Origin of the sequence: Nocardioides kribbensis, from assembly GCF_015070375.1 — a bacterium.
Lineage (GTDB): Bacteria > Actinomycetota > Actinomycetes > Propionibacteriales > Nocardioidaceae > Nocardioides > Nocardioides kribbensis.
Map to the genome: position 1 here is coordinate 156,044 of NZ_JADCLL010000005.1, position 17,272 is coordinate 173,315.

Here is a 17,272-nt window from a genome sequence, read left to right on the forward strand (position 1 = left end):
ACACGAAGAACGCGAGCGAAGGAACTCACATTGGCCACCGAAGTCAACCTCCCCGCCCTGGGTGAGTCCGTCACCGAGGGCACCGTCACCCGCTGGCTGAAGGCCGTGGGCGACACCGTCGCGGTCGACGAGCCGCTGCTGGAGGTCTCCACCGACAAGGTCGACACCGAGATCCCCTCCCCGGTCGCCGGCACCCTCCTGGAGATCAAGGCCGAGGAGGACGACACCGTCGAGGTGGGCGCCGTCCTGGCCCTCATCGGCGACGAGAGCGAGGCCGGCGGTGACGGTGGCGGCGGCGCCAACGCTCCCGAGGCCTCCGAGGCCACCGAGTCCGCGACCCCCGAGGCCCAGCCGGCCGACGAGGGCGAGGCCGAGAAGAAGGCCGAGCAGGAGCAGCAGATCGTCGAGGAGAAGGGCTCGCTGCCTGCCGGCGACGAGACCCCCGAGTCGGAGAAGTCCGGCCCCGCCGGCGGCTCCGGCGGCGGCTCGGGCACCTCGGTGACCCTGCCCGCACTGGGCGAGTCGGTCACCGAGGGCACCGTGACCCGCTGGCTCAAGTCGGTCGGCGACGAGGTCGCCGTCGACGAGCCGCTGCTCGAGGTCTCCACCGACAAGGTCGACACCGAGATCCCCTCCCCCGTCGCCGGCACGCTGCTGGCCATCAAGGTCGACGAGGACGAGACCGTCGAGGTCGGCGCCGAGCTGGCCGTCATCGGCGACAAGGGCGCCTCGGTCGAGGAGCCCACCGACTCCGCCGCGCCCGAGGCCCAGCCCAAGGACGACGCCGAGGCTGCCAAGAAGGCCGAGCAGGAGGAGCGGATCCTCGAGGAGAAGGGCTCGCTGCCCGCCGGCGACGAGACCCCGGAGAAGGAGAAGTCCGACTCCCCCGCCCCGGCCGCCCCCGCCGCCTCGCCCGAGCCCGCCGAGGCCACCACCCCGGCCGCCGAGAAGGCCCCCGCGCCCAGCGCGCAGTCGCCCTCCACCGGCGAGTCCGGCTCCTCGTCGAGCAACGACGCCGCCGGCTACGTCACCCCGCTGGTGCGCAAGCTGGCCAACCAGCACGACGTCGACCTCGCCACCGTCACCGGCACCGGCGTCGGCGGTCGCATCCGCAAGCAGGACGTGCTCGAGGCCGCCAAGGCCAAGGAGGCGCCGGCTCCGGCCGCCGCTCCCGCGGCCGCCGCCCCGGCCGCGGCGCCCGCCGCGTCGGGTGCCTCGGCGCCCTCGACCACCCCGTCGCCGCTGCGCGGCACCACGGAGAAGGTCAGCCGCCTGCGCAGGATCATCTCCGAGCGCATGGTCGACTCGCTGCACACCGCGGCGCAGCTGACCCAGGTCGTCGAGGTCGACGTCACCAACATCGCGCGGCTGCGCGAGGCGAAGAAGGCCGACTTCCTCTCCCGCGAGGGCGTCAAGCTGTCCTACCTGCCGTTCTTCGCCAAGGCCTCGATCGACGCGCTCAAGCAGCACCCCAAGCTCAACGCGACGATCGACATCGACGCCGGCGAGATCACCTACTACGACCGGGAGAACGTCGCCTTCGCCGTCGACACCGACAAGGGTCTGCTGACCCCGGTCGTCAAGGACGCCGGCGACCTGTCGATCGCCGGCCTGGCCAAGAAGATCGCCGACGTCGCGCAGCGCACCCGCACCAACAAGATCGGTCCCGACGAGCTGTCGGGCGGCACCTTCACGATCACCAACCTGGGCAGCGTCGGGGCCCTCTGGGACACCCCGATCATCAACCGCCCCCAGGTCGCCATCCTCGGCCCGGGTGCCGTCGTGAAGCGCCCGGTCGTCATCGACGACGCCAACCTCGGCGAGACCATCGCCGTGCGCCACATGGTCTACCTCGCGCTGACCTACGACCACCGCCTGGTCGACGGCGCCGACGCCGGCCGCTTCCTCCAGGACGTCAAGGCGCGCCTCGAAGCCGGCCAGTTCGAGGTCTGACGCACCACCGCACCACCCGACGGCGCGAGGTCCCCGACCTCGCGCCGTCGGCGCGTCCACGGCCCGCCCGAGCCCGCTGTGGCGCGCCCGACCCGGCCGCACCGGCCGCGCGCCAGGTGCGGGCCCGAAGGGGGAGCCGGGGTTTCCCGGTGGGTGACAGGGTGGGGCCATGCCCCTGAACGTCGTCATCGCCGGCTCGTCCGGATTCCTCGGCTCCCACCTCGTGGGCGCCCTGCGCGGGCGCGGCCACACCGTCACCGCGCTGACCCGCCGCCCCGCGAAGGGCCCGTCGGAGTCGACCTGGGACCCCTACGCCGGGGCCGTCGACCGTGGGCTCGTGCAGTCGGCCGACGTGGTGGTCAACCTCGCCGGCGCCCCGACCGCCGGCAACCCGCACTCCAAGACCTGGGCCCGTGAGCTGCGCGAGAGCCGCGTGACGACCACCCGGCTGCTGGCGGAGGTGATCGCGGAGGCCGAGCGCCCTCCGGCGTACCTCGCGGGCAACGGGATCTCCTACTACGGCGACCACGGCGACGCGCTGCTCACCGAGTCGGCCGACAGCCGCGGCCACGCGCTGCTCACCGACGTCACCCGGGAGTGGCAGGCGGCGGCCGACGCGGCCGTCGACGCCGGCGCCCGGGTGTGCGTGCTGCGCACCGCGCCGGTGATGGACGCCGCCGCTCCCCCGCTCAAGCAGCTGCGCCTGGTCTTCAAGCTCGGGCTCGGCGCCAAGCTGGGCGACGGCAGCCAGCACATGGCGATGATCTCGCTGCGCGACTGGGTCGACGCCACCGTCCACCTCGCCGAGCACGAGTCGGCGTCGGGCCCCTTCAACCTGTGCTGCGTGACCACGCCGACCAACGCGGAGTTCACGAAGGCCCTCGCCGCCGGGGTCAAGCGGCCCGCGGTCGCCTTCGTGCCCGCTCCGCTGCTGCGCACCGCCGCCGGCGCGATGGGCCCGGAGATCCTCGGCTCGCTCAACGTCACCCCGAAGGCGCTGCTCGACTCCGGCTACACCTTCCACGACCCCGACGTCGAGGCCGTGGTCCGCAGCGGCCTGAGCTGACCGCTGCCCGCGGCGGCTCGGGCCGGGCCGGGCGGGCGCCTCAGGCCGGCACGACCTCGGCGACGAGCCAGCCACCCCGCTCACGGACCAGGGTGATCTCGCGGGCGGTCGCCCGGTCGCGCGGCAGGCGTACGTCGACCCCGCGCCCCACCGCCCGCGCGCCGACCAGCCGGTCGACCACCCGCAGCCGCAGCCGGGCCGCGGGGCGACCGGTCCCCCGAGCGGCCCCGCCGAAACGGAGCACCTCGACGTCGACCAGCCGCGTGGTCATGCCCCGCACCCGCAGCCCGCGCGCCGTCCAGGCGCGCAGCATCGCGACGTCGTGGCGTGCGGCGGCCGAGCCGTCGACGTAGAGCGACGCCAGCCGCTCCAAGTCGGCCCTCGCCCACGCCGCCGCCCGCTGCCGGTCCCACCGCGCCACCACGCGCGCCGCCCGGCGCTCCTCGGCCGACCACCCGTCGGCGGCCCCCGCTCGCGGGTCGGGGCGCCCGGCCAGCGCCCCGCCCCCACCGCTCGGGTGGCCACCACCCGCGGTCACGGACCCACCGTCGGCGCTCGAGGAGGGCGCGTCGAGCGCCCCGAGGCCCTCGGCCACCGCGGCCGCGGGCCGCAGGTCGTGGCCGGGCCCTCCTCCCCGCAGGCCGACCCCGCCCAGCACGACGGCGGAGGTGACGACGACGGCGGTCAGCAGCAGGCGCAGCATGGGTCCCCCCTACCCACCTGGCGATCGGCGCCCGCGGGCCGTCCACAGGTGGCAGCCTCCTGTGCACGGGCCGGGGCGGGGGCGCACGCCCGCGAGTAGCATCGGGGCCATGGCGAGCAGCGGGAGAGACCTCGACGTACGCACGGTCGGCCTCGGCGCGCAGGCCGTGGACTACCTCGCCGCGTGGGACCTCCAGCGCGAGGTGCACGCCCAGGTCGTGGCCGGTGAGGCGCCCGACACGGTGCTGCTGCTGGAGCACCCCCCGACCTTCACCGCGGGCAAGCGCACCGACCCCCACGAGCGGCCCGCCGACCCGGGCGGCGCGCCCGTGCTCGACGTCGACCGCGGCGGCAAGATCACCTACCACGGGCCGGGCCAGCTGGTGGCGTACCCGATCGTCCGCCTGCCCGACCACGTGCTCGTCGTCGACTTCGTGCGCCGCATGGAGGAGGCGATGATCGCGACCTGCGCGGCCTTCGGCGTCACCACCGCCCGGGTGCCCGGCCGCAGCGGCGTGTGGCTGCGCGCCGACTCCCCCGGCTCCGGCACGCGCCCCGAGCGCAAGGTCGGTGCGATCGGCATCCGCGTCAGCCGCGGGGTCACCATGCACGGCATCTCGCTCAACTGCGACGTCGACCTGGGCTGGTACGACCGCTTCGTGCCCTGCGGCATCGCCGACGCCGGCGTCACCTCGCTGAGCCAGGAGGCCGGCCGCGACGTCACCGTCGCGGAGGTCCTGCCGGTGCTCACCGAGCACCTGCGGGCGCTGCTGGCGTGGGACGACTACACCCCCACCCCCGACTACGAGCCCCGCCCCGAGCCCGGCCGCGCCCCCCGCATCGAGATCCTCGCCCCCGCGTCCTCCCGCTGACCGCGCCGCTCCGGCGCTCCTCGCCGCGGCGGGCCCGGACGTCATACGCACCGTGGATGCGCATCCACCCTCCGCACGACGTCCCACCCCACGCCCGGCGCCGGCCCCCGACGCGAGTGCGACCGTGGCGGGTAAAGACCTCCTGCGGCGCGCCCCCGCGCGCCGCCGGCGGGCGGCTGCTTTGATCACCCGACCGACGCCGTGACGTCGGGAGGATCGAGGACACCGGTGAGCGCGCTCGTGATCGAGACCAGCGGCCTGCGCAAGGAGTACACGTCGCGCCGCGGCGGCCGGCGGGTGGCCGTGCAGGGCCTCGACCTGGCGGTGCCCGCCGGCGGGGTCCACGGCTTCCTGGGCCCCAACGGGTCGGGCAAGACGACGACGATCCGCATGCTGCTGGGGCTCTCACGGGCCACCGCCGGCTCGATGCGCCTCTTCGGCGAGGAGGTGCCGCAGCGGCTGCCGAGCGTCATCGGCCGCGTGGGCGCGGTGGTCGAGTCGCCGAAGTTCTCCCCCCACCTCACCGGTCGGCAGAACCTCCTCCTCCTGGCCCGCTCCATCAGCGCCCCCGACGCGCGCGTCGACGCCGCGGTGGAGACCGTCGGGCTGACCGGCCGCGACGCCGACCGCTACCGCTCCTACTCCCTGGGCATGAAGCAGCGCCTGGCCATCGCCGCCACCCTGCTCAAGGACCCCGACCTGCTCATCCTCGACGAGCCCACCAACGGCCTCGACCCGGCCGGCATCCGGGAGGTGCGCGACACCGTCCGCGACCTCGGCGCCGCCGGCGTCACGGTGCTGCTGAGCTCCCACATCCTCGCCGAGGTGCAGCAGGTGTGCACCTCGGCCACCATCATCGGCAACGGCCGGCTGCTGGCCAGCGGCACCGTCGACGACCTCCTCGCCGGCGCCGCCGCCCACCGCGTCGTCACGCCCGACCCCGTCCTCGCCGCCCGCGTGCTGCGCGCGGCCGGCCTGGCCGTCACCGGCCCCGCCGAGGACCCAGGCGACCACCCAGGCGACCACCGCGCCGGCCACCCAGCCGACCACCCGGGCTCCGAGCCCGACCACGCCCTCACCGTCGAGACCGACGACCCCGCCCGCGTCACCCGGGTCCTGGCCGAGGCCGGGGTGTGGCTGAGCGAGCTGACCCCAGTGCGCCAGGACCTCGAGTCCTACTTCCTCGCCCTCACCGCCGACGACACCCTGGGAGGCCGCTGATGGGCGCCCTGCTGAAGGTCGAGCTCACCCGCCTGCGCTGGCGCCGCGCGGTCGTGCTGCTGCTCGCGGCCGCCGTGCTGGTGCCGGCGGTCGTGGTCGGCGCCACCGCGTGGGGCACCCGCCCCCTCTCCGAGGCCGACCTGGCCTCGGCCGAGAGCGACTTCGGCGGCCGGTTCCTGCGCCAGGAGGTGCGCTCCTGCGGCCGCACGCCGGAGTTCTACGGCCTCGAGGACGTCGCGGCCGCCGAGCTCCCCGAGGCCTGCCGCCTCGCGGTGGTGTCGTCGTACGCCGGGCGCAGCCCGCTCGACCTGTCCGACTCGCTGGAGAGCGGGGCGATGCTCGTCGTCGCCGCGGTGCTGGTGCTGCTGCTCGTGCTGCTCGGCACGACCTTCGTGGGCCACGACTGGAACACGGGGTCGATGAGCAACCAGCTGCTCTTCGAGGCCCGCCGCGGGCGCGTCTGGGCGGCCAAGGCACTCGCCGTCGGCGCGGTCGGGCTCCTCGTCGCGCTGCTGGTGAGCCTGGCGTGCTGGCTCGCTCTGTTGGCGATCGCCTCCTCCCGCGACCTGAGCGCCGCCGACGGCATGCTGCTCGACGGCGTCGAGCAGTGCCTGCGCACGGGCCTGGTGGCCGCGGGCGCGGCGTTCGGCGGCTACGCGCTGACCATGCTGCTGCGCAGCACGGTGGCCACGCTCGGCGTCGTCTTCGCCCTCACCGTGCTCGGCGGCACCCTCATCGGCGTCCTCGGCGGGCAGGAGACCCAGCGCTGGCAGCCCCAGCTCAACGTGATGGCCGCGGTCACCAACGAGGTCACCTACTACGACGACTCCGGCCTCGAGCCCGCCTGCCTCACCGGCATGGCCCGACCCCGTCTCGACTGCGACGCCACCCAGCGCATCGGCGCCGTGCAGGGCGGCTCCTACGTCGGCGTCGTGCTGCTCGCGCTGGGCGCGGTCTCCGTGGTGTCGTTCCGCCGCCGCGACGTGCCCTGAGCCCGCCCGCTCCCCGACCTGGGCGGCCGGCGCCCGCACGGGCACACCGGTGCCGGCCGGAGCTCGCCGACTCCTCGTGACCTGGCCCACCGGCGTAGAGTCGAGGGGTGACGACTGCTCCTGCTCCTGACGGCCGCAAGCTCCTCCGACTCGAGGTCCGCAACGCCGAGACCCCCATCGAGCGCAAGCCCGAGTGGATCAAGACCCGGGCCAAGATGGGCCCGGAGTACACCGAGCTGATGGGCCTGGTGAAGTCCGAGGGACTCCACACGGTGTGCCAGGAGGCCGGCTGCCCCAACATCTTCGAGTGCTGGGAGGACCGCGAGGCCACCTTCCTCATCGGCGGCGACCAGTGCACGCGCCGCTGCGACTTCTGCCAGATCGACACCGGCAAGCCCGAGGCCCTCGACCGCGACGAGCCGCGTCGCGTGGCGGAGTCGGTGCAGAAGATGCAGCTGAAGTACGCCACCATCACCGGCGTCGCGCGCGACGACCTGCCCGACGGCGGCGCCTGGCTCTACGCCGAGACCGTGCGCGCCATCCACGACATGAACCCCGGCACCGGCGTCGAGAACCTCATCCCCGACTTCAACGGCAAGCCCGACCTGCTGGCCGAGGTCTTCGAGTCGCGCCCCGAGGTGCTGGCCCACAACGTCGAGACCGTGCCGCGGATCTTCAAGCGGATCCGCCCGGCCTTCCGCTACGAGCGCTCCCTCGACGTCATCACCCAGGCCCGCGCCTTCGGCCTGGTCACCAAGTCCAACCTCATCCTCGGCATGGGCGAGACCCGCGAGGAGGTCTCGCAGGCGCTGCGCGACCTGCACGAGGCCGGCTGCGACCTCATCACGATCACGCAGTACCTGCGCCCCTCGGTGCGCCACCACCCCGTGGAGCGCTGGGTCAAGCCGCAGGAGTTCGTCGAGCTCCAGGCCGAGGCCGAGGAGATCGGCTTCGCCGGCGCGCTCTCGGGCCCGCTGGTGCGTTCGTCCTACCGCGCCGGGCGCCTGTACCGTCAGGCCATCGAGGCCCGCTCCGGCGCCTCGGCCTGAGCACGACCGACACGACTGGGAGCAGCACGCCCGCATGGCCAAGAAGAAGGACGCCGCCGCGAAGTCCGGCGCACCCGCAGCGCCGGAGGCGATGAGCCGGCGCAAGCAGTTCGCCGAGACCTACAAGATCACCAAGCGCACCGACCCCAAGATCGGGCTGTGGCTGCTGCTGGCCTTCGTGGTCGCCGCCGCCGTCGGCTTCGCGATCTTCTGGATCCTGCCCGGCTCCGGCGCCCTCGCCTGGGTGCTCTCCACCATCGGTGCGCTGCTCTTCGGCTCGCTGGCCGCGCTCATCGTCTTCGGCCGCCGCGCCCAGAGCTCGGCCTACGGGCAGATGGAGGGGCAGCCCGGCGCCGCCGCGGCCGCCCTGCGCATGCTGCGCCGCGGCTGGACGACCACCCCGGCGGTCGCGTTCACCCGCCAGCAGGACGTCGTGCACCGCGTCGTGGGCCCTCCGGGCATCGTGCTCATCGGTGAGGGCAACCCCCACCGCACCCGCCAACTGCTCACCGCCGAGCGCCGCAAGCACGAGCGCGTCGCCGGCGGCGCCCCGATCCACGAGGTCGTCTGCGGCCGCGAGGAGGGCCAGGTGCCGCTGCCGAAGCTGGTCAAGCACGTCCAGAAGCTCGGTCGCCAGGTGAAGCCCGCCGAGATCACCGACATCCTCAACCGGCTCAAGGCGCTCGACGCCAACCGCTCCGCCGTACCGCTGCCCAAGGGGCCGGTGCCGACCAACATGAAGGGCATGCGGCAGAACATGCGCGGCCGCTGACCCACCGCACCACCTACGACGAAGGGCGCCTCCCCGGCCAGGGAGGCGCCCTTCGTCGTCGTGCTGGGTGGTGGGGCTCAGCTCATGCCGCCCATGGAGCCCATCAGGTCCTCCATCGACTGCACCTCGCTGGCCGGCGGGGCCTCGATGTCGACCGGGTCGCCCCAGTTGTCGTAGGTCATCGTCATGGGGCCGGTGGCGCCCATGTCGACCTCGGCGCGACGGAAGAGGCCCTCGTCGTCGAGGAAGATCTCGTAGGCGATCGTGTCGGGCATCTGCGACTCGGCGAGCCCGGCCATCTCGGGGTCGAGGTTCTCCAGCAGGGCCTTGCCGTCGAGCACGATGGAGTAGTGGTCGAGGCTCTCGCCCTCGACGTCCTCGGTGCCGACGAAGGTGGCGGACTGGATGCCCTTCTCCATCGAGTCGAACATCGTGCGCGGGTCCATCTGCTCGGTCATCAGCGAGCCGAAGGGGTTGTTGGGGTCGCTGAGGTCCATCTTGACCCAGCCGTCGCCGGCGATGCCCTGCATGTAGATGACGTTGTCCTCCAGGACCATGGTGAGGTCCTGGCCGCCGGCCTTCATCTGCATCTCCATGGAGTACGGGTTCTCGGAGAAGTCGGCCTCGCCCTCGGCCTGCAAGGCCGTGGAGCCGCCGGTCTCCATGGTGAAGGTGGCGGTCGTGGCGTCCTCGAAGGAGGCGGAGAGGATGTCGGCCATCTCGTCGGCAGGCACCTCGTCGCCCTCGGCGAGGGTCTCCTCGGTCGAGCCCTCCGAGCCCGAGTCGCCCTCGGAGCCGGAGTCGCTGCCGGTGTCGCTGCCGGAGTCGGCGCTGCTGGAGCTGGTGTCGTCGGCGGACTCGTCGCTGCCGCAGGCGCTCAGCGAGACGAGGGCCAGCGGGACGACCGCGGCAGCGGCGGAGCGGCGCAGGGTGCGGCTCCAGGTGGTGGTGCGTGACATGGGGTGCCCTTCGTGTCGTCGTGGGGGTCTGTCTCGAGAGTCCCAACGACCGGCGTCCGGCAAACCTCCCCGGAGGTCACGATCCGGGCTCAGCGCGCGAGCATCCCGCGGTAGGTCTGCAGGGTGATGGTGGCCGAGCCCGCGACGACGTCGTGCAGGCCGCGCCCGTCGGGGCGGAAGACCAGCGGCGGGATGACGAGGATGACCATCACGTGGCGCACCAGGCTGCGCAGCAAGGGCACGGGGGCGCCGTACGGCAGGGAGACCACGCGCAGTCGCGTGGCGACCTGGCCGAAGGAGCCGCCGACGGTGGAGGTCAGCACGGTGGCCTCGACGACGTAGACCAGCAGGGTCCACGACTGCAGGTTGCTGCCGACCTCGAAGTAGTCCTCGAAGCCGACGAAGAGCACCACGACCAGGGTGGAGGCGGCCCAGTCGACCAGCAGCGCGAGCATCCGCCGCGGCCAGGTCGCGGTGTCGACGGCGGGGGCGGGTCCGGTGGCGGCGCTGGTCACTCCCCCAGGCTAGCCAGCGGCTCCTGCGCCGCCGCCGGAGCCTGACCACTGGGCGTGCCTGCTGTTACATGCACGACACACAACCGATACGGTCAGGAAACGCCTATCTCCCTAGGGTGGGCCGCATCCGTCCGGCGCAACGTCGCACCGGGCTGTCCACTCCCAGACCGCCGGCTGCCCCACGAGATGGACAGCCAAGGAGGACGAATGTTCCAGAACAGCGACGAGCTGCTCGCCTATATCAAGGACGAGCGCGTCGAGATGGTCGACGTGCGCTTCTGCGACCTGCCCGGTGTCATGCAGCACTTCACCGTGCCGGTGTCGTCGTTCGACCAGTCCGTCTTCGAGGACGGCCTGTCCTTCGACGGCTCCTCGATCCGCGGCTTCCAGGCCATCCACGAGTCCGACATGTCGCTGTTCCCGGACCCGACCACGGCCTACATCGACCCCTTCCGGTCCTCGAAGACCCTGGTCGTGAACTTCTTCATCCACGACCCGCTCACCGGCGAGGCCTACTCCCGCGACCCGCGCAACATCGCGCGCAAGGCGATGGCCTACCTGCAGACCACCGGCATCGGCGACACCGCGTTCTTCGCCCCCGAGGCGGAGTTCTACGTCTTCGACAACGTGCGCTTCGAGACCAAGCAGAACGCCGGCTACTACGAGATCAACTCCTCGGCCGGCGCCTGGAACACGGGTGACTCGTTCGAGAACGACAACCGCGGCTACAAGGTGAAGTACAAGGGCGGCTACTTCCCCGTGGCCCCCACCGACCACTTCGGCGAGCTGCGCGACGAGATGGTCATCGAGCTGGAGAAGTCGGGCCTGCAGGTCGAGCGCGCCCACCACGAGGTCGGCACGGCCGGCCAGGCCGAGATCAACTACAAGTTCGACGAGCTGCTCAAGGCCGCCGACGACGTGATGAAGTTCAAGTACATCATCAAGAACACCGCCTGGCGCAACGGCAAGACCGCGACCTTCATGCCCAAGCCGATCTTCGGCGACAACGGCTCGGGCATGCACGTGCACCAGTCGATCTGGAACGAGGGCTCGCCCCTGTTCTACGACGAGACCGGCTACGGCGGCCTCTCCGACATGGCCCGCCACTACATCGGCGGCATCCTCAAGCACGCGCCCTCGCTGCTGGCCTTCACCAACCCCACGGTGAACTCCTACCACCGCCTGGTGCCCGGCTTCGAGGCCCCGATCTCGCTGGTCTACTCCCAGCGCAACCGCTCGGCCTGCGTGCGCATCCCGATCACGGGGTCCAACCCCAAGGCCAAGCGCATCGAGTTCCGCTGCCCCGACCCGTCGGCCAACCCCTACCTCGCCTTCTCGGCGCTGCTGCTGGCCGGCCTCGACGGCATCAAGAACAAGATGGAGCCGCCGTCGCCCATCGACAAGGACATCTACGAGCTGCCGCCGGACGAGATGGCCGACATCGACCAGGTCCCGACCTCGCTCAACGCCGTCCTCGACTCCCTCGAGGCCGACCACGAGTTCCTGACGGCCGGCAACGTCTTCACGCCCGACCTGATCGAGACCTGGATCGACTACAAGCGCCAGAACGAGATCATGCCCGTGCAGATGCGCCCGCACCCGCACGAGTTCGAGCTCTACTACGACATCTAAGATCTCGAAGACCGGGAAACGGCCCCTGACCTGCGGAGACGCAGGATCGGGGGCCGTTCTCGTTGGCTCGAAACGGGCCAAATTCCGCAGGGATTCCGCAGGAGATTCGCTCCACGCGCCGTTCGAGGCTCACACACCGACGGCCGCACTCGCCGTTAGCGGTTCTCAAGACCTCGGAGGACGCGCACCTTTGCGGAATGGGGCTCCTCCAGTCCGCGCGGATCGCGGCAGAAGAGGGCGTTTCGCGGTCGTCAGGGAATCTTCGGACCGTCCGGGTACTTACCGGGTGGCGTCTCCGTCACCATGAAGTCGATGAGTGGTCCATCCCCGGTGGCCGCGCTAACCGCGTACGAGCCATCGAGACTGAATGTGCACCATGCGGCAGGCTGTGAACCATCAAGGCCCGCCCACGGGTGAGGGGGCCGGGAGCCACCCGGTGCAGGTGCGGGTCCTCCTCTGCGCTGCCTGACGACATGGACAGTGGTCGGCCACGCGCCAAGCAGTTTGGCGTCATCTGGGGCCGCGTCGGCACATAGACGTTCGGCGGAGGAACCGACTGACTTCTCAGCCTTGTCGGGAGCGGGGGTAGGTGAATCGCTGACCGACTCCGCTTCCTTGACGACGTCGGAGGCGGGGCTCGAAGCCGAGTCGCACGCCCCCAGTGCGCAAGAGCCATCGCCGCCACGGCCAGCAGGCGCGACGCACTGGCTACGGACATGCACATGTGACGCAGTCTCGTCGCCGCCGGTCCCGTGCGCCAGTACCCCCGGCGTCGCTCGCCCTCTCATCGGCAGTTCCGCGCGCCATCGGCGGCATGAGCGAATGCCGGGTTCACTGCTGCGGCGGTAGCCGCCGCTGGGAGTCGTTCCGTCGGTCCCGGCCGTGTGGGTCGTCGGCGTACCAGCCGTCGCCGGACCCCAGGGGATGCTGGGCCCGGAGCCGAGCCCACGCGCGCTCACGACCCCTGCCTTGCACGGGTGGGAGCTGGGCCCTGGTCGATCGGTGTAGAGACCCGTTGTGGAACACCACGAATCGTTCATCCGGGTCCGGATCCGCGAGCGTCTCGGCGAGGTAGAGCCCCAAATCGTCCTGGTCGATCAGTACCTCCTCCCACTCCTCGGGAGTGAGCACGAACGTGATCACCTTCGGTACCGCATCTAGCGCTGCAGCACCCGCAGTTTCGTCGGTCGGGTCGCCCTGGTGGTCCTGGCGCAGACGCAGTTCGAACCGGTCTGGCGCCACCTGGCTGGCTTCTCCCTCCCCGGCCAGCGTCTGTAGAAGCAGTTGCCGCTGGGTCTCCCGGTCCGGTAATCCTTCTCGCGCCCGGGTCCGCCACTCGGTTCTCTCCCGAACCAGGCGACCTTCGTGCTGGTGCTTCGTGGCATGGTCCCGAGCAGCCGACATCACCCGCATGGCGACCTTAGGTGCGTAGGCAGCAGGGTCGTCGAACTCGCTCAGACGGCGCCATTCCGCATCGAACGGAACACGGACCGATCCACCCGCTGGCACGCCATGCCAGTCAGGGTCTCCACTCGGCAGCTTCAGGATGAACGACACCTCGAGCTCGTCACCGTGCGGGCCATCAACGCGCTGAAGGCCGCAGACCATCACGTCTCGGCCGAAGCCGTCGAAGCGGTCGATGCCGTCATCGGCCTCCCCGTAGGGGTCGGAGGGGTCAATCCCGGTTGGTGCGGTGTTGGTCAGGATGGCCAGCAGAGTGGCGACGTACTCCTCGTCCGACATGACTCGTACCCTCCGGTGCGCTCTTGCTACGACGGAACTGATCCTCTCTCAACGCTTGACCTCCGTCAGATCAACGCGCATCTCGGCTGATCCGTGCGTCCGACTCGCGAGGGTATGACGCTCCAAGACCACAGGACCTCAAGGGCCTGACCCAGGGGTGCTTGGCTGGCCGCAGGGCCGGCCGGACACACTCTCGTGCATGCGCCTCATCGCCTGGAATTGCTGCGAGAAGTTCTCTTCCAACTACGCCCATCTGCGGGAGTTGAACTTCGATGTTGCTGTCGTTGCTGAGCGCACCCGCATCACAGCTGACGCCCTCCAAGTTCGCGGACTCACGTCCAGCTACGTGCAGCCACTCGTCGGCGCTCCTAAGCTGCTGGGGGTTTTTGCACAAGAGCCATGGCGGGTGACAGCACATACCGAGATCCAGCCGACGGCGGGGCTGCTCCCCATGACCGTGACTGGACCCACTTCGTTCACCTTGCTGGGATTCTGGGGTGTAGAGCCCAAGCTCTTCGGCTCATACACTTCGCAGGCACGGCGCGTCATCGATGACGTCCTGCCGAAGCTCGCCGGCCCGGTCGTGCTGGCAGGTGACTTCAATGCTCCCATCGCCACCACTGCCGCGGCTCACACGGAGAATGTGCGGCTGCTCGAAGAGCGCGGGCTCGTGAGCGCCTTCACTGCAACCCGGGCGATGGGCGCACCCCTCGAGCCCACGTACTACCGCTGGCTCCGTCGGGAACACCCGTTCCACATTGATCATGCCTTCGTCCCTAAGGAGTGGGCGAGCAGGCTCTCGATGACCGTCGGCAGCTACGACGACTGGGTCTTACCGCGTCGGTCCGATCACGTTCCACTGATCGTCGACGTGACTCCCGCGGCCTGACATGGGGGGCTGAGGCGGCGGAGTGGGCGTGGCCTGCTGGCACCGATGAAATGCTGCTCGGCAACAGCGGGGCCGATAGCGAGGGGAGCCCGCGCCACTAACTGATCGGATGATCGTGGACCGCCGACGAAAGGTGCACGCCATTTAGTTCGAGGTAGAGCTGTCTTCGGTAACAGTGAGCGTGAGCGCGTTGCGGCGCTCGATCGCGTCCACGGCGGAATCGATGAACCCGGGATCAAAGTTGTGCAGGACAATCTCGCTTGCGCGATGTATTTTCACGCCCGCCCACTGCGCCAGCACCCTGGTGTGGTCGCGGTGCGTGTAGATGGTCGTTCGCTCAGCAGCCTTGCTGCCCGCGTGAAGGCGCGCGGCGTCCGGCGCCCCAACCTCGATCCAGGCCAGCAGCTTTCCGCTTAGGTCGCGCACGAGCACCGCCGGGTCGGCGGCCGCCGAGATCCCCTCGCTGAACGCGATGCCCTCTTCGTATTCGAGGCAGTAGGCGAGCACACGCGTCACGAGGTACGCCTCGGTTTCTGACGGATGCCGCGCCGCCCGAAGCGTGAACTGCTCGTAGACGCCCCGATCCATGTCGGCCAGCTCGATCTCGAACGTGTGCATCGTCGCGCCGGCTGCCATTGGGCAATGCTGGCCCACATCGCGTCCTGAAGTCGAATGGACTGAATCGCCGGGGGGAAACGAGGAAACGTCGCGACGTGTCAGCGACAAGGCCTTGTCTTCCCTCGGAAAGGGGCGCCTACCCTTCTGGGCGCACGGGACGCAGGACGTTCACACTCCAGCGACGTAGGCGGTGAGAAAGTGGACGCCGTGTCGGTCGAGGTTTCCGCGGGCGCGGTCGTAGTGCTCGGTCGTGCGTGGGTCGGCGTGGCGCGCCAGGATCTGCGCGTCGCGTAGCGGGACGCCGGCGTCGAGGGCGTTGGTGATGGCGGCGTGTCGCAGTGAGTGTGGGCTGATGTGTCGGGGGATCCCCGCCACCTTGGCGACCCGCACAACCATCCGGTAAACGTCTCGGCGGTCGATCGGCTTTCCCGTGGTCGGTCTCAGGACGAGCGGCCCGTCGGATCGCTGTCCTCGGCAGGCCTCAAGGACACGCAGCACTGGGATCGTGATCGGCATGGTGGCGGGCTTGTTGCCCTTGCCGACCAGGTGCAGGACTCGGTGTCCCCGCAGCGTTTCCGCGTAGTCCTCGATGCGTACCGCGGCTGCTTCGGATGCGCGCAGGGCGTTGATGCCGAGGAGGAATGCGAGCGCCCCGTGGTGCACCGTGAGGGTCTGGGCGTCTTGGAGGAAGCGGATGAGCTCGAGCCGGTCGAGTCCTTGGGTGCGGGACTCGTCGTGCTGGATCTTGGGAAGTCGTGCGTAGATGGCTGGGTCGGCTGCGATCAGGCCGTCGATGTGTGCGAACCGGAAGAAGCCGCGGACGCCGTGCATCATCGTGACGATGGAGGAGTCCATCAGGCCGGTTTCGCCGAGTTGGTGGATGTACAGCTCGACGTGGGCACGCTGGATCCCTAGGAGGGGATCCAGTCCGTTGTTTTCGCACCAGGTGAACCAGCGCCGGAGCTGGTAGGCGTAGAGCCGGTGCGTACGGCCCGAGTATCGGGCGAGGTATGAGACGGCTGCCACCCGCGCCGTGGTCATGGTGATGGGCTGGAACGGGAAGACGGTCGAGTCGGACATGGAACGCTCCGTGCGGCGAATGGCTTGGCTCAGCCCGCCCGCCGCCAACGCGCCAAGCTCTTTGGCCAGCGACGCTAGCCCGAGGCGTGACTCAGCGCGTTCGCAGGCGGTGTTATGACGCTAGACGAAGGCGGCCGGTCTTGTTCCCGAGAAGGCGGCAGCGACAAGAGACCGGAGCACGCCCCGCGCGTGGTCGACCGCAACGCCGCCCTGCGCGGATACTCTGCGCCGGTGGAGTACTTCATGGATCTGGTGGATCTCGCTGCGGATCTTGCGCACGGAGTGGGTGGCGTCGATCGAGTGTCATTGTTCGGTAGCCGAAAGTACCCCGGCAAGGTCCGTTCGGACGTAGATCTGCTTGTGTCGGGACCAGCAAGCGGCGACGTGCTTGTCGACTTTCGTGAGTCGAGCCGTCAGTACCAGCCCCTCGACCTGTGGCTTGAGCAAGGCGGCTCAGCGTTCAGCGTGGTCAACGGGAGCATGCTTGCAGTCGAGAATCTGAGTCTCATCGACCTCTTCCCGGTCGCAGATCTAGATCGATTGGGGGGCCTCCGGCGTCAGCGGTTCCGTGACGACTACGAGTACGCGATGTCAATGGCGCCGCTTCCGCGGGCTGCTGTGCCCGTCCGCCAAGACAACCTGCTCGTCACTCGAAGGCTTCCGTCGATCCTGGAGGACGATCTCTCCTTGTCCGCTCAAGTCGTCGTGGACGTCGTCCGCAACGCCATAACTGCGGCGACCCGGATGCGCGGGGACGGCAACGCAAAGCGTGGCAAGGGGAGCCACGTGACGCTGTCCGTGGAGTACGACCTACAAAACCTGATGGAGCTGGTCCTTGCTTCGTTTCTTCCGATCAGCCGGGAGCCATTCGTGGTAAAAGTCTCAGGTGCCAAGAGGTCAGCCGACTTTGCGTTGGCCGACTCACGGATCGCGGTGGAACTGAAGTTTGCGAAAGACGGCTCGGAGCTTTCAGCAGAGTTGAAGGACGCGCATGCGGTATTGGAGGAGTACCTCCGGCATCCGGGTGTGGAAGTCGCTCTCGGGATCATCGCGATCGCGGAGGATGTGAGGGCCGACGTAAATGACATCGAGTCCTGGACGGCTTCTCGCGGGCATCGCGTCGCGTTAATGCGCGTGGTGCAAGTCCCTCGGGCGCTCATGCATGCCTTCGGGACGTAGGCAAGGCCGCGCCCTCGGCTCGCTGGCAAG

General features: G+C 70.2%; 16 protein-coding genes. 10 read left to right on the plus strand and 6 right to left on the minus strand.

Going from position 1 to position 17,272, the window contains the following annotated elements:
• Positions 1-30 precede the first annotated feature (30 nt).
• Entirely contained in the window at positions 31-1,953 is a 1,923-nt protein-coding gene (gene sucB, locus IR170_RS12000) for a 2-oxoglutarate dehydrogenase, E2 component, dihydrolipoamide succinyltransferase (protein WP_193664343.1), read from the plus strand.
• A 169-nt stretch (positions 1,954-2,122) separates the two neighbouring features.
• On the plus strand, positions 2,123-3,019 hold the full coding sequence (locus IR170_RS12005) for a TIGR01777 family oxidoreductase (protein WP_193664345.1): 897 nt from the start codon (positions 2,123-2,125) through the stop codon (positions 3,017-3,019).
• A 40-nt stretch (positions 3,020-3,059) separates the two neighbouring features.
• Here IR170_RS12005 and IR170_RS12010 read toward each other — a convergent pair whose 3' ends face one another.
• Complete coding sequence (locus tag IR170_RS12010) at positions 3,060-3,722, minus strand: hypothetical protein (protein ID WP_193664347.1); 663 nt, start codon at positions 3,720-3,722, stop codon at positions 3,060-3,062.
• Positions 3,723-3,831: 109 nt separating this feature from the next.
• Here IR170_RS12010 and lipB point away from each other — a divergent pair, with 109 nt between their 5' ends.
• The 5 genes from lipB (at position 3,832) to IR170_RS12035 (ending at position 8,627) form a co-directional block, all read left to right on the plus strand.
• Positions 3,832-4,593 (plus strand): lipoyl(octanoyl) transferase LipB, encoded by a 762-nt coding sequence (gene lipB / locus IR170_RS12015; RefSeq protein WP_193664350.1) that lies wholly within the window; start codon positions 3,832-3,834, stop codon positions 4,591-4,593.
• Positions 4,594-4,821: 228 nt separating this feature from the next.
• Positions 4,822-5,814: an ABC transporter ATP-binding protein gene (locus IR170_RS12020; protein ID WP_193664353.1), complete on the plus strand. Its 993-nt coding sequence runs from the start codon at positions 4,822-4,824 to the stop codon at positions 5,812-5,814.
• Positions 5,814-6,806: a hypothetical protein gene (locus IR170_RS12025; protein WP_193664355.1), complete on the plus strand. Its 993-nt coding sequence runs from the start codon at positions 5,814-5,816 to the stop codon at positions 6,804-6,806. Before IR170_RS12020 ends, IR170_RS12025 begins: the two co-directional genes overlap by 1 nt.
• A 107-nt stretch (positions 6,807-6,913) precedes the next feature.
• Positions 6,914-7,855 (plus strand): lipoyl synthase, encoded by a 942-nt coding sequence (lipA, locus tag IR170_RS12030; protein WP_056862687.1) that lies wholly within the window; start codon positions 6,914-6,916, stop codon positions 7,853-7,855.
• 34 nt (positions 7,856-7,889) lie between these two features.
• The gene (locus IR170_RS12035) at positions 7,890-8,627 is read left to right on the plus strand and encodes a DUF4191 domain-containing protein (protein ID WP_193664357.1); all 738 of its coding nucleotides are present in this window, start codon (positions 7,890-7,892) and stop codon (positions 8,625-8,627) included.
• Between the two features lie 77 nt (positions 8,628-8,704).
• Here the strand turns inward: IR170_RS12035 and IR170_RS12040 are convergent, their stop codons facing one another.
• Positions 8,705-9,586, minus strand: a complete 882-nt coding sequence (locus IR170_RS12040) for a DUF6612 family protein (RefSeq protein ID WP_193664359.1) — start codon at positions 9,584-9,586, stop codon at positions 8,705-8,707.
• Between the two features lie 89 nt (positions 9,587-9,675).
• A complete protein-coding gene (locus tag IR170_RS12045; protein ID WP_056904424.1) occupies positions 9,676-10,101 on the minus strand; it encodes an RDD family protein in 426 nt (141 codons plus the stop codon).
• Between the two features lie 207 nt (positions 10,102-10,308).
• Between IR170_RS12045 and glnA the strand changes: the two genes are divergently transcribed.
• The gene (gene glnA, locus IR170_RS12050) at positions 10,309-11,733 is read left to right on the plus strand and encodes a type I glutamate--ammonia ligase (RefSeq protein WP_056904425.1); all 1,425 of its coding nucleotides are present in this window, start codon (positions 10,309-10,311) and stop codon (positions 11,731-11,733) included.
• 831 nt (positions 11,734-12,564) lie between these two features.
• Here the strand turns inward: glnA and IR170_RS12055 are convergent.
• Entirely contained in the window at positions 12,565-13,476 is a 912-nt protein-coding gene (locus IR170_RS12055; protein ID WP_193664362.1) for a hypothetical protein, read from the minus strand.
• Positions 13,477-13,675: 199 nt separating this feature from the next.
• Here IR170_RS12055 and IR170_RS12060 point away from each other — a divergent pair, with 199 nt between their 5' ends.
• Positions 13,676-14,365: an endonuclease/exonuclease/phosphatase family protein gene (locus IR170_RS12060; protein WP_193664364.1), complete on the plus strand. Its 690-nt coding sequence runs from the start codon at positions 13,676-13,678 to the stop codon at positions 14,363-14,365.
• Between the two features lie 144 nt (positions 14,366-14,509).
• On the opposite strand, the gene IR170_RS12065 is transcribed toward IR170_RS12060, so the two are convergent.
• Together IR170_RS12065 and IR170_RS12070 are read right to left on the minus strand one after the other, a co-directional pair.
• On the minus strand, positions 14,510-15,001 hold the full coding sequence (locus tag IR170_RS12065; protein WP_227489138.1) for a YaeQ family protein: 492 nt from the start codon (positions 14,999-15,001) through the stop codon (positions 14,510-14,512).
• A gap of 150 nt (positions 15,002-15,151) precedes the next feature.
• Positions 15,152-16,063, minus strand: a complete 912-nt coding sequence (locus IR170_RS12070) for a tyrosine-type recombinase/integrase (protein ID WP_193664366.1) — start codon at positions 16,061-16,063, stop codon at positions 15,152-15,154.
• A gap of 231 nt (positions 16,064-16,294) precedes the next feature.
• Between IR170_RS12070 and IR170_RS20345 the strand changes: the two genes are divergently transcribed.
• A complete protein-coding gene (locus IR170_RS20345) occupies positions 16,295-17,242 on the plus strand; it encodes a PD-(D/E)XK nuclease domain-containing protein (protein ID WP_193664368.1) in 948 nt (315 codons plus the stop codon).
• Positions 17,243-17,272 lie beyond the last annotated feature (30 nt).